General features: G+C 40.0%; 13 protein-coding genes. 6 read left to right on the top strand and 7 right to left on the bottom strand.

The window, feature by feature from the left end; translation table 11 throughout:
• Positions 1-7: 7 nt before the first annotated feature.
• Positions 8-139, top strand: a complete 132-nt coding sequence (locus VJ937_RS01330) for a helix-turn-helix domain-containing protein (protein WP_324065118.1) — start codon at positions 8-10, stop codon at positions 137-139.
• Between the two features lie 6 nt (positions 140-145).
• On the opposite strand, the gene VJ937_RS01325 is transcribed toward VJ937_RS01330, so the two are convergent.
• Genes VJ937_RS01325 through sufB form a run of 6 tightly spaced genes read right to left on the bottom strand, consistent with a single transcriptional unit; the run spans position 146 to position 5,818 of the window.
• Entirely contained in the window at positions 146-457 is a 312-nt protein-coding gene (locus VJ937_RS01325; protein ID WP_057953299.1) for an SUF system Fe-S cluster assembly protein, read from the bottom strand.
• Between the two features lie 56 nt (positions 458-513).
• On the bottom strand, positions 514-939 hold the full coding sequence (locus VJ937_RS01320) for a SufE family protein (RefSeq protein ID WP_324065116.1): 426 nt from the start codon (positions 937-939) through the stop codon (positions 514-516).
• 17 nt (positions 940-956) lie between these two features.
• Positions 957-2,177, bottom strand: a complete 1,221-nt coding sequence (locus VJ937_RS01315) for a cysteine desulfurase (RefSeq protein ID WP_324065115.1) — start codon at positions 2,175-2,177, stop codon at positions 957-959.
• A gap of 39 nt (positions 2,178-2,216) precedes the next feature.
• Entirely contained in the window at positions 2,217-3,569 is a 1,353-nt protein-coding gene (gene sufD / locus VJ937_RS01310) for a Fe-S cluster assembly protein SufD (RefSeq protein ID WP_324065114.1), read from the bottom strand.
• Between the two features lie 12 nt (positions 3,570-3,581).
• Positions 3,582-4,334, bottom strand: a complete 753-nt coding sequence (gene sufC / locus VJ937_RS01305; protein ID WP_057953295.1) for a Fe-S cluster assembly ATPase SufC — start codon at positions 4,332-4,334, stop codon at positions 3,582-3,584.
• Positions 4,335-4,369: 35 nt separating this feature from the next.
• The gene (gene sufB, locus VJ937_RS01300; protein ID WP_324065113.1) at positions 4,370-5,818 is read right to left on the bottom strand and encodes a Fe-S cluster assembly protein SufB; all 1,449 of its coding nucleotides are present in this window, start codon (positions 5,816-5,818) and stop codon (positions 4,370-4,372) included.
• Positions 5,819-6,077: 259 nt separating this feature from the next.
• Here sufB and VJ937_RS01295 point away from each other — a divergent pair, with 259 nt between their 5' ends.
• The 3 genes from VJ937_RS01295 (at position 6,078) to VJ937_RS01285 (ending at position 8,709) form a co-directional block, all read left to right on the top strand.
• Positions 6,078-7,016 carry a hypothetical protein gene (locus VJ937_RS01295; protein ID WP_057953293.1) on the top strand — a complete coding sequence of 313 codons (939 nt, stop codon included), beginning with the start codon at positions 6,078-6,080 and terminating at the stop codon, positions 7,014-7,016.
• A 3-nt stretch (positions 7,017-7,019) separates the two neighbouring features.
• The gene (locus tag VJ937_RS01290) at positions 7,020-8,030 is read left to right on the top strand and encodes an NAD-dependent epimerase/dehydratase family protein (RefSeq protein WP_324065112.1); all 1,011 of its coding nucleotides are present in this window, start codon (positions 7,020-7,022) and stop codon (positions 8,028-8,030) included.
• Between the two features lie 79 nt (positions 8,031-8,109).
• Complete coding sequence (locus VJ937_RS01285; RefSeq protein WP_324065111.1) at positions 8,110-8,709, top strand: riboflavin synthase; 600 nt, start codon at positions 8,110-8,112, stop codon at positions 8,707-8,709.
• 240 nt (positions 8,710-8,949) lie between these two features.
• Here the strand turns inward: VJ937_RS01285 and VJ937_RS01280 are convergent, their stop codons facing one another.
• Positions 8,950-10,116: a hypothetical protein gene (locus tag VJ937_RS01280; protein ID WP_324065110.1), complete on the bottom strand. Its 1,167-nt coding sequence runs from the start codon at positions 10,114-10,116 to the stop codon at positions 8,950-8,952.
• A gap of 144 nt (positions 10,117-10,260) precedes the next feature.
• On the opposite strand from VJ937_RS01280, the gene VJ937_RS01275 reads away from it, so the two are divergent.
• Both VJ937_RS01275 and VJ937_RS01270 read left to right on the top strand, forming a co-directional pair.
• The gene (locus VJ937_RS01275; RefSeq protein ID WP_324065109.1) at positions 10,261-11,067 is read left to right on the top strand and encodes a formylglycine-generating enzyme family protein; all 807 of its coding nucleotides are present in this window, start codon (positions 10,261-10,263) and stop codon (positions 11,065-11,067) included.
• Positions 11,067-11,609, top strand: a complete 543-nt coding sequence (locus VJ937_RS01270; protein WP_324065117.1) for a DUF1643 domain-containing protein — start codon at positions 11,067-11,069, stop codon at positions 11,607-11,609. The genes VJ937_RS01275 and VJ937_RS01270 overlap by 1 nt, the downstream gene beginning before the upstream one ends.
• The last annotated feature ends 92 nt before the right edge of the window (positions 11,610-11,701 follow it).

The raw sequence follows: 11,701 nt of genomic DNA, 5'->3' as shown, positions 1-11,701 counted from the left end.
TAACCTCGTGGGTACAGCTACAGAATCGGTCATTCGCATGCTATCACAATTCAAATCACAGGGGCTTATCGAACTCAAAGGCCGTAAAATTAAGGTGATAAAAACCAATGAACTAAAGATGATTTCGGAGCAGTTTTAAAACAAATTACATAAATCCCAGCTCCAACTTAGCCTCTTCGCTCATCATTTCCTGATCCCAGGGTGGGTCAAATGTAAGATTCACAAAGGCATCCTGTACGCCTTCTATTCCTTTTACTTTTTCGGTAACTTCCGAAACTAGCGAAGGTGCTACCGGACAATTGGGTGCAGTGAGGGTCATTAATATCTCCACCGTATTGTCATCGTCTATATCTACTTTATAGATTAAACCCAGGTCATAAATATTAACTGGTATTTCCGGGTCGAATATATTTTTAAGTACTTCAAGTACTTGTGCTTCTTCTACTTTTTGTGCCATCGGATTATTCTTTAAATGCTACAATCAAAAAAAATTAACCTGCAGTAATTCAGCATTTAACCATGTTTGGCCTTAAAAGCCATGGCATAAAACTTTATTTGCTTAAGCATTGCATTCAGACCATTGGAACGCGTAGGCGATAAGTTTTCTTCAAGGCCAATTTCTTTTATGAACCACGGCTCTGCATTGATTATGGCATCGGGCTTCTCATTCGAGAACACCTTAATTACCATGGCCACAAGACCTTTTGTGAGCACTGCATCGCTGTCAGCCGTAAAAACGATTTTTCCATCATTATATTCAGCATGCAGCCATACTTTACTCTGGCAGCCACTAATCACATTATTATCGGTGCGATGCTCGTCTTTAAGGCCTGTGAGCTCCTTACCTTGTTCAATCAAATATGCATACTTATCCATCCAGTCATCAAATACTGAAAATTCATCTACAATTTCTTGTTGCTTTTCGTCAATAGTACTCATAATTTGGGATTTTCAATTTATCTAAGCATTTCCAATACTTGCTGCATTTTATCCATAAAATAATCAATCTCAGCTTTTGTATTGTACATGGCAAAAGAGGCCCGCACTGTTCCTGGTATTTCATACCAATCGTGCAATGGCTGTGTACAATGATTACCGGTACGCACGGCAATTCCGGTTTTATCGAGCAAAACACCGATATCGTATGGGTGCACACCATTGACTACAAACGATAACACACTGCTTTTTTGAGGGGCTTCGCCAATTATTCTAACACCATCGACTGTGGTAATGCGTTCGGTCGCATAGTTTAGTAAATCGTCTTCATGTTTTTTAATGGCGTCTATTCCGTTGTTGCTTACATACGATAAAGCCTCCCCCATAGCAATGGCACCAATATAATTCGGTGTGCCGGCTTCAAATTTAAAGGGCAGCTCATTAAAAGTTGTTTTTTCGAATGTCACCTGATCGATCATTTCGCCGCCACCTTGCCAGGGTGGTAGCTTTTCGAGCCACTCTTCTTTTCCATATAAAACACCAATTCCGGTTGGTGCATAGATTTTGTGCCCCGAAAAAACATAAAAATCAGCATCAATCTCCTGCACATCAACATGGGTATGCTGCACAGCCTGAGCGCCATCGATTAACACAGGTATGTCCTGACTATGGGCCTGCCGGGTCATGGTCTGTACATCGTTTATAGTTCCAAGCGTGTTGGATACATGCGTAAATGCAACAATTTTAACTTTTGCATTCAAAGCCGCTTTAAAACTATCCATGTTGATGGTACCATCGGGGTAAATATCTACAACCTTGAGCTTAGCCCCGTATTTTTCGCATACTAATTGCCATGGTACAATATTGGAATGATGCTCCATGCGGGTAACCACAATTTCATCTCCCTCATTTATAAATTCAGATGCAAACGACTGGGCTACCAAATTTACTGATTCGGTAGTGCCCCTGGTGAAAACAATTTCATGAGCGTGTTTCGCATTGATAAAATGCTGGACAGTTTTACGAGCTGTTTCTGTGGCATCGGTACAATGCGAGCTTAAAAAATGCACGCCCCTGTGAATGTTGGCATTGTACTTTTTATAATATTCATCCAACACATCAATAACCACCTTTGGTTTCTGGGTTGTAGCAGCATTATCGAAATACACCAGGTCTTTTTTGTAAACCTGCTGTTCCAGTATTGGAAATTGCCTGCGAATATCTGCTACATTTAAACTCATGGTACTGATATTTATATTTTACCGTTTAATAAACGGTTATTACTGGCACTTAATTTCACAATTATTGCACCTTGAAAGCTCTCCTCGCAATCGTTTATTTACAAGGTCCTCAATCCTCAGGGCAAGGGGCTCTACATTAATTTTATCTATAACCTCATAGGCAAAAGCAAACATCAACAGTAAGCGTGCCTCTCTTTGATTAATACCACGTTGACGCATATAAAAGAGTGCCTCCTCATCGATTTGGCCTGTTGTGGCACCATGGCTGCATTTTACATCGTCGGCATATATTTCGAGCTGCGGCCGGCTGTTTGAAGATGCATCGTCGGTAAGCAGCAAGCTCTTATTACTTTGATATGCATTGGTTTGCTGCGCGTCGGGTTGCACCATAATACGTCCGGTAAAGGCTGTTGAAGACTTATCGTCTAAAACACTTTTGAAAAACTGGTTGCTGGTACAATTGGCAGCTTTATGATCGATATAGGTGTGGTTATCGACATGCTGCTCCCTGTCGGTAAGGCTCAGACCCGATGCATCGGCATGTGCACCCTCTTCAAGCAGCGAAATGCGCAAATTATTACGAATTAAACCACCATGCAAACTAATGGTACTGGTGTGGAATGTGGCATCGCGATGCACATTGGCAAACAATGATGAAATTTGCGATGACCCATTATGCTGGTTTTGAATATTGTAATATTCCAGACGCGCGTTTTGCTTCACTACTACTTCTGTAACACTGTTGTCGAAGAAACGTTCTGCACTGAGCGTATGATCACAAATTACAATTTGCGATTGCGCATTTTCATCGGCAACAACCAGGTTACGTTTGTGTGTAAGCAATGGCCGTTCACCCAGCAATAAATTCACAATTTGGATAGGTTTTTCAAAAACAGCATTACGCGGGATATAAATAAACAATCCATCGACTGCGAGCGCCCCGTTCAGAGCAACAAGACTATCGGTATCCTGCTCTGCCTGCTGAAACAAATATGGTTTAACTATTTCAGGATATTTTTCACTCATCTCCGCAAGGCCGCCAATAATAGTGCCTTCTGGTAGCTTATCTGCGTTTCCCTGAAACTCATGGAAACGTCCATTTACAGTAAGTACCAGGTCGGTATCGAGATTAGGCACATCGCAACGAAATATCTCATTGATATTCATTGGCAGCTCTTTCTCGAGCTGTGGTAAATTCCATTCCTGTTTGTACAGCGGTAAAACGTTAGTATACTTATAGTCTTCGTTCTTAATGCTGGGTAAACCATTTTTATGGAATGCCTGCTGAGCATCTTTCCTGTAACTGTTCAATAAATTGCTGGAATGGGCCTGAACATTGTCAAGGTTATCAGCAATTAACTGATCATATTTTTGGTTTAAATCAGTACTCATAGTTGCAATTTTTTAAAGTGCCATTTCTTTCTTAACCCACTCATAACCATGCTGCTCAAGATCAACTGCCAGTTGTTTGTCACCGGATTTTACAATCTTACCATCATACAAAATATGCACATGGTCGGGCACAATATAATCCAACAATCGTTGATAGTGTGTAATCACGATTGTGGCATTATCTTTAGTTTTAAGCTTATTCACACCATTGGCTACAATGCGCAGGGCATCAATGTCAAGACCTGAATCTGTTTCATCTAGTATCGAAAGCTTTGGTTCGAGCATGGCCATTTGAAAAATTTCATTTTTCTTTTTCTCTCCACCACTAAAACCCTCATTAACACTACGGTTGGTTAATTTCGAATCTATTTCAACCAATGCTTTTTTCTCACGCAAAACCTTCAGAAAATCTGATGATTTCAGTTCTTCCTGACCGCGGTGCTTCCGTATCTCGTTTACAGCTGTACGCATAAAATTAACCATGCTTACACCCGGAATTTCCACCGGATACTGGAAGCTCAGAAACAAACCATCTTTGGCTCGTTCGTCAGGTTCTTTGTCAAACAAATCTTCTCCCTGGAAGGTTACTTCTCCTTCTGTAACCTCAAAAATATCGCGTCCGGCCAATACCGAGGCCAACGTACTTTTACCGGAACCATTAGGTCCCATAATGGCATGAATCTCCCCGGGTTTCACATCAAGGTTGATTCCCTTTAATATCTCTTGTCCTTCTATGGATGCATGTAAGTTTTTTATTGATAACATGATATTGTATTTTGCTAATTGTTGTTTCTGTTTCTTTATCCCACACTGCCTTCTAGGCTAATTTGCAATAATTTCTGTGCTTCTACTGCAAATTCCATTGGCAATTTATTTATAACCTCTTTGGCATAACCATTCACAATCATTCCAATGGCATCTTCGGTTTCTATACCCCGCTGATTGCAATAAAAAATTTGCTCTTCACCAATTTTAGAGGTTGTAGCTTCGTGTTCAACCTGCGCAGAGTGGTTATTAATAGTCAGGTATGGAAAAGTATGAGCTCCACACTTATCTCCCAGCAATAAGCTATCGCATTGCGAAAAATTTCGTGCATTATCGGCCCGCTTAATCACTTTAACCAAACCCCTATAGCTATTCTGACTCTTACCGGCCGATATACCTTTGGATACTACCGTACTTTTGGTGTTTTTACCAAGGTGTATCATTTTTGTGCCGGTATCAGCTTGCTGATGGTTATTGGTCACAGCCACAGAATAAAACTCACCAACGGAATTATCACCCATGAGCACACAACTCGGGTATTTCCAGGTAATAGCTGAGCCTGTTTCAACCTGCGTCCAGGAGATCTTGGAATTTTTACCTTTGGCCAGACCTCGCTTGGTTACAAAATTATAAATACCACCCTTGCCTTCAGAGTTTCCTGGATACCAGTTCTGTACGGTCGAATATTTTACTTCAGCATTGTCAAGGGCCACAATCTCCACAATAGCGGCATGAAGCTGGTTCTCGTCGCGCATGGGAGCTGTACAACCCTCAAGGTAGCTCACATAACTATCATCTTCGGCTATGATTAGTGTACGCTCAAACTGACCTGTATTGGCTGCATTAATGCGGAAATATGTCGACAATTCCATTGGGCACCGAACGCCTTTGGGAATGTAAACAAAAGATCCGTCGGAAAAAACAGCTGAGTTCAGTGCTGCAAAGAAGTTATCGTCAGGCGGCACCACAGTTCCAAGGTATTTTTTTACCAAATCCGGATGTTCCTGCACTGCATCGCTAATGGAACAGAAAATAATGCCTTTCTCTGCCAGCGTCTCTTTAAATGTTGTTTTCACTGAAGTACTGTCCATTACGGCATCTACAGCTACTCCTGCCAACATTTTTTGCTCCTCAAGTGGGATCCCCAACTTATTAAACGTTTCTATCAACTCAGGATCAACCTCATCCATTGATTCGTACTTGGGCTTTTTCTTGGGTGCCGAATAATAAATAATATCCTGAAAATCAATTTCGGGTATATTTAAGTGTGCCCAATTGGGTGTTTTCATCTTTAACCACTTTCTATAAGCCTCGAGCCGGTACTCAAGCATAAACTCCGGTTCATTTTTTTTAGCAGAAATTTGCCTGATTATATCTTCATTTAACCCCTTTGGTAGGGCATCTGCATCAACCTCTGTAACAAACCCGTACTTGTAATCACTTTTCGTTACTTCATCGAGTATTTTATCTTGTTCTGTGGCCATAAGCCTTGAATTATTTAATTTTTAATTAATCTAAATACACAAAATATATTCCAAATGTAAAAAATATTCTTTGTTTGTCCTGTTTGCAATAATATAGCTTTAATGACGTAATAACTGTAATATTTGGTACAAAATCAGGACATTTTTGTTTGAATTATGATAAGCCCCTATATTTTGGCACTATTTTTCCTTGAATGAACTGACAATCTATTATTTTTGCAACAAAATAAGTTCCTGACACAACGAAAAAAAAGCCATAATGAACACAGAAAATTTTGATCATAACTTAACAGATAGCAATGGTAGCAAAAACCGTTCAAATCTGTTTTACAATATCACACTTGCCATATTGACACTCGCAGTTATTGGGTTGGCATGGTTGTACTACACTGAAAAGGAGAAAAACAAGGCCCAGATTCAGGAAAATGTTGAGCTTACAATTACCAAAGACAGCATTGAAAATAACCTGGAAAATATGATTGCCGAATACGAATCTTTGCAAACCACAAATGAAGAGGTAAACAAAGAATTGCTGGCTGAAAAAGAGCGGGTTCAAAAATTACTTACCAGGCTGCGTAATGAGCGTAGTTACAGCAGAACAAAATTTGAAGAGTACGAAAAAGAGCTTTCTACTTTGCGCAAAATCATGAGAAGCTACATCGTACAAATTGACTCTCTTAACCAGAGCAACATTGCGCTGCGCAAGGAAAACAAACAGGTAAGGACCCGTTACAAAACAATTCAGACCGAACACGAGCAGCTCTCTGAAAAGATGGAAGAGGCTTCGGAGAAAGTGGAAGTAGCTTCAATTTTGCGTGCTATGAATATTACGGCTGTAGGACTGAACGAAAATGGAAATGAAAGAAACCGCAACAAGCGCATTGATAAATTCAAAGCTTGTTTTACAATAGACCAAAACAGAGTTGTGGAAGCAGGTGATAAAACTATTTATTTAAGAATTATTACACCAGCCGATTTTGTGATGGAGAACCAACAACTCGATTCTGTACAGGTGAATAATACCAATATTATGTACTCTGCAAAACGTAACCTGAAGTACAATAACGAAGCAATTGATATGTGCATTTACTACCAGGTATACGAAACATTACCTCCGGGTATGTATAAATTTGAAATTATCCATGGCAACCATATTATTGGTAGTACTTCGTACGAAGTTAAGAAATCAATTTTTTAAAATATGATTTTTGTAACAGGCGCAACAGGGTTAGTAGGTAGTCACCTGACCTACCATTTGATAAGTCAGGGACATAAAGTAAAACTCCTTGTGCGTAAAAAACATCGCATCAGCCGATTAGCCCGCACTTTTCAGTATTATGGCGCCGACTTAAATAATTACGATAATCAAATACAGCTTGTTGAAGGAGATATAACTGACATATTTTCACTTGAAACCGCTCTTGAAACAGATGTCGATTCTGTTATTCATTGTGCCGGGTTGGTATCATTCTCTCCGCTCGACAAGGGTAACTTGCTGAATATAAACCATCACGGAACCGAAAATATGGTAAATGCAGCACTTGAGGCGGGTGTGAAAAAATTTATTTATGTAAGCTCCATAGCGGCTTTAGGTGATGGTTCCGACAATAAAGTTAAAGAAGATAACCAGGAGTTCGAGTTTAATCCCGTATCTGTTTATGGTAATTCCAAACATTTAGCTGAACTTGAAGTTTGGAGAGGTGTGGAAGAAGGCATGGATGCTGTAATTGTGAATCCAACAGTAATCATTGGCCCCGGACAATGGGACCAGGGAAGCCCACGGTTATTCAAGTCTGTATGGAAAGGCCTGCCATTTTTCACTACCGGCACAACCGGATTTGTGGATGTGCGTGATGTAGCAAAAGCAATGAGCGACCTTCTATTCAATGATATTTCAAACCAACAGTTTATTCTGAACAACGAAAACCTCAACTACCGGCAATTTTTTAATATGGTCGCCGATAATTTAAGCGTTAGAAGGCCCCGATTTGCTGCCCAACCATGGATGATGTATTTTTTAGCCGCCATTACTGGTTTTTTCTCAAAGCTCACCGGCCATCGCTCACAAATCAATAAAAATACTGCCAGCTCTGCCTTTTCGAAAACATTTTATGACAATTCTAAGATAGAACAAACTCTTAAAACCAATTTTGAAGGAATTGAAAAGGCTATAAACTTTACTGCAGGCTGTTTTCTGAAAGATCACCGCTAACCAATGTCAAAAAAATTGTAATTTATGCACACGAATAACTAATTTCGTGTCCTCTATAAACATATAAAACTGATCAATTATGTTCTCAGGAATAGTAGAAGAGCCCGGAAAAGTGGTTAAAGTGGAAAAAAAAGGCGAAAATGTCGACCTTACCATCACTTGCGCATTTGTAGATGAACTTGCCATTGACCAAAGCATATCGCATAATGGCGTTTGCCTTACTGTTGTGGATAAATCTGATAATGATTACACTGTTACAGCAGTAAAAGAGACACTGCTAAAAAGTAGCCTTGGTAATCTCAAACCCGGCGATCTTGTAAACCTTGAAAGAAGTGTGAAAGCCGATGGCCGCCTCGACGGACACATGGTTCAGGGACACGTAGATCAAACTGCTACAGTAACGAATGTAGAAGAAGCAGATGGCAGCTGGTACTTTACTTTTAAATACGAGCCCAAAGGCGATAACATTACAGTTGAGAAAGGTTCTGTATCAATTGACGGTGTAAGTATGACTGTGGTAAACAGCCGGAAAAAAACATTCCAGGTTGCTGTTATTCCTTATACCTATGAGCATACCGTTTTTAAAACCTACGAAGAGGGCACCATTGTCAACCTCGAATTTGACATTATCGGAAAATATATCACGAAAGTTGTTAAGCAGGTACTTGGAAAAGAATAGTCCTTAAAATTAAACAAACACAGGGAGGCTAACCAAAAAGGATCATACTTTTTAGTAGCCTCTTTTTTATGAAATATAAGCTAGTGTCATGTCAAGTTTAGTGTTTCGGGTAAGTAGAAGAGATTTTCGTTTTTAGCAAGGCAAAAAATGTGCGCATAGCAGCGTTCTGTAAACATTTTTTAACGCCGATAAAAATGAAAAGATCAATACTTGGCCCGTCAGATTATGCTTTACATGACACTAGATTACCTCCATCCCACTCCACAAAACTGCCAATTCGATTAATTTCCGGTGATCGCCCGGTAAAAATAGATGATGATTACCAAGCGGATGTGTTTGCAATTTTTTAATATCTTCTTCAGGCATTGCCAAATCCACCTGTGTGCGGCATGCATTGCTCAATTTAGGCCGGTCCACCACCTGGCCAATAGAAATAAAAGCTTGTTTCAGTTCGCTATCGAAACGAAATACGGTAAGTTTTTCAGCATTAATCTCGCCCTGAATGGCTGTTCCCAGTCCGGTTTCATAATGGGTCATGATGTTGTATGCCCTTACCATTTTGCTGGCAATGGTGCAATGCGCAAAGCGAACCTTATCGGGTTCAATTTTCACTGTATTGGCCATCCATGCAATTTCGCCTGTAAGCGCTTTGGAGAGCATCATGCCGGTAATGCTTGTCAGGTCGCCTTCGCAGCCAGCCGGAATACCCATATCATTAAGCAATGAGAGCGACAGACAGGCTGTTACGGCATGCTGTTTTACCAACGGAAAACATTCGACAGTAATGGCATCAAGGTGGTTTTCTTCTATGGTGCTGGTCATTAAATGATGCACCCGGGCAGCTTTTACAAGTTCATCCTCGCTGGCTCCTTCAAAGTGTTGCATAAAATTTCCAGAAGGTTCAAAATCGCTGTAAGGCCTTAAAGCATCCCATGAGATAGGTGCCAAAAATACTCCAAACCGCTCTCTCAGTTTCTTCTCTGATATTTCAGATGCCACTAGCCATTCTGACACATTGCCAATAAGACCCAATTGCTGATCTTTAAGCTTGTCAGTTGCTGAAAGGGTTTGTTGAAAATTTATAACATAATTAGCAAACCCTTGTTGCTGAATGCTCCAAAGAAGACTGAAAGTATGCTTTTTATCCAAATAAGCTTTTACTTCTGTAGCTGCAGCATTGGAGTTATCACCATCATGCGACCATAATAATACCCGGTCAAGTTTGGCACAGGCTTCTATAGCATGCTTTTCAGAACCACCGGTTATAAAAAACAATACATCTGGATTTACATGAGTAAACATAAATGCATCTTCGGGTACAAAGCGCTCCAGTAACTCCATTCCTTTGTCATATATTTCCTGATCTGCGCCGGAAAAGGCCAGCATTTGTATCTTGATTTTTCTCATAAGCACTAATTTAATACAAAATGGGCACTTATGACCAGTAATAATCAAAAACAATATGCAATCAAAAATAGATTAACCGATCCGCAATACAATAAAGATTGTTATTTTTCGCTTGTTTAAGCAAACAAAATATTTCTATTGAACATGAAAACAATTGTAATTTTATCTCTGGTAGCACTATCATTTAATTTATTTGCCAGCAATGACAAACCGCCCGGCACAGTAAAAATCGAGGAGAACCTTTATTGTGATGTGACAGAAATCTCAAATCTCGAATGGAAAGAGTATATGTTTTGGGCCAAAAGGAAGTATGGCGAACAGTCAAAAAAATATAAAGCGGTGCTGCCTGACACACTGGTTTGGAGACAGGGTAAGTATAATGAACCTTATGTGCAATATTACTATCAACACCCTGCCTATAAGAATTACCCTGTAATTGGAATAAGTTACGAACAGGCCAGGAGCTTTTGCAAATGGCGCAGCGACCGGGTGAATGAAAAAATTTACATTGAAAAACATAAAATTGACCCTGAACAGCTGGCTACAATTAAAAATATTCCGAATGTATACACCTACCGTTTGCCAACAAAAGCGGAATGGGAAAAAATTGCCAGCGCTGATTATTCAAAAAAAGCCAAAAGAAAATTTAAAAGAAAAAAATACCGCAACGCCCCCCGCCATAATTTCAAAACTACCAGAGATAAAAACGAAAATGGAATTAGTCAAAAAGCCGATATCACAAACAAGGTAGATGCTTATTGGAAAAACACTTACGGGGTTTACAATATTTTGGGTAACGTGGCAGAAATAATCGCGGTAAAAGGAGTTGCTAAAGGGGGATCGTGGCGACACAAGGCCGAAGAAGTTACCATTGAAAAGGATTTTTCATATGATGGGCCTGCAGATTGGCTTGGATTTCGTTGTGTATGTGAAAAAAACATGGATGAGTGATGCAACAACCGGACGACTGGCTTTACGAAACTGACTTAAAGAACAAAAACCGTTATGTGCTTGGCATCAAGGGTGAGAACCCTTTGATCTGTTTTGGCATTAACCCAAGTACAGCAGCACCGGAAGATCTCGATAATACCGTTAGGTCAGTAGAGCGATTAACGTACAATAATGGATTCGACAGCTGGATCATGCTCAATATTTATCCCCAACGGGCCACACATCCGGTAAATATTCACAAACGACTCAACAAAAAACTGCATACACAAAACATAGAAGCCATTTCACGACTCATGGGGCAGTTTAAAAAAGTTAACCTCTGGGCTGCCTGGGGCACACTCATAACACATCGCCCATATTTCAGCCACTGCCTCGCAGATATTTGCCAAATTGCCGATAACCATATTCACCAGTGGCTCAGCATAGGGACCCTCACAAAAGCAGGTCATCCCCGACATCCCTTGTATTTAAAAGCCACCACTAAAACTCAGCCTTTTAACATGCCGGAATATTTAAGAAATCTTGTAAAACAAAACGCCTAATATTCAGAAAGTATTAAGTGATTCTCGCCTGGGTTTTAGAACCGATGCCGCTGGCATATTATATCTTCTAATACAAATTATGCACAGATTCG

It is taken from the genome of Salinivirga sp. (assembly GCF_035268865.1).
Lineage (GTDB): Bacteria > Bacteroidota > Bacteroidia > Bacteroidales > Salinivirgaceae > Salinivirga.
This window is presented reverse-complemented; position numbering and strand designations above follow the sequence as displayed.

What these genes read in the sequence shown, in the direction of transcription:
- VJ937_RS01320 (WP_324065116.1), bottom strand. Translation starts at nt 939, where the DNA reads ATGAGTACTATTGACGAAAAGCAACAAGAAATTGTAGATGAATTTTCA.
- VJ937_RS01285 (WP_324065111.1), top strand. Translation starts at nt 8,110, where the DNA reads ATGTTCTCAGGAATAGTAGAAGAGCCCGGAAAAGTGGTTAAAGTGGAA.
- VJ937_RS01270 (WP_324065117.1), top strand. Translation starts at nt 11,067, where the DNA reads ATGCAACAACCGGACGACTGGCTTTACGAAACTGACTTAAAGAACAAA.
- VJ937_RS01280 (WP_324065110.1), bottom strand. Translation starts at nt 10,116, where the DNA reads ATGAGAAAAATCAAGATACAAATGCTGGCCTTTTCCGGCGCAGATCAG.
- sufD (WP_324065114.1), bottom strand. Translation starts at nt 3,569, where the DNA reads ATGAGTACTGATTTAAACCAAAAATATGATCAGTTAATTGCTGATAAC.
- sufB (WP_324065113.1), bottom strand. Translation starts at nt 5,818, where the DNA reads ATGGCCACAGAACAAGATAAAATACTCGATGAAGTAACGAAAAGTGAT.
- VJ937_RS01295 (WP_057953293.1), top strand. Translation starts at nt 6,078, where the DNA reads ATGAACACAGAAAATTTTGATCATAACTTAACAGATAGCAATGGTAGC.
- VJ937_RS01315 (WP_324065115.1), bottom strand. Translation starts at nt 2,177, where the DNA reads ATGAGTTTAAATGTAGCAGATATTCGCAGGCAATTTCCAATACTGGAA.
- VJ937_RS01275 (WP_324065109.1), top strand. Translation starts at nt 10,261, where the DNA reads ATGAAAACAATTGTAATTTTATCTCTGGTAGCACTATCATTTAATTTA.
- VJ937_RS01290 (WP_324065112.1), top strand. Translation starts at nt 7,020, where the DNA reads ATGATTTTTGTAACAGGCGCAACAGGGTTAGTAGGTAGTCACCTGACC.
- VJ937_RS01325 (WP_057953299.1), bottom strand. Translation starts at nt 457, where the DNA reads ATGGCACAAAAAGTAGAAGAAGCACAAGTACTTGAAGTACTTAAAAAT.
- sufC (WP_057953295.1), bottom strand. Translation starts at nt 4,334, where the DNA reads ATGTTATCAATAAAAAACTTACATGCATCCATAGAAGGACAAGAGATA.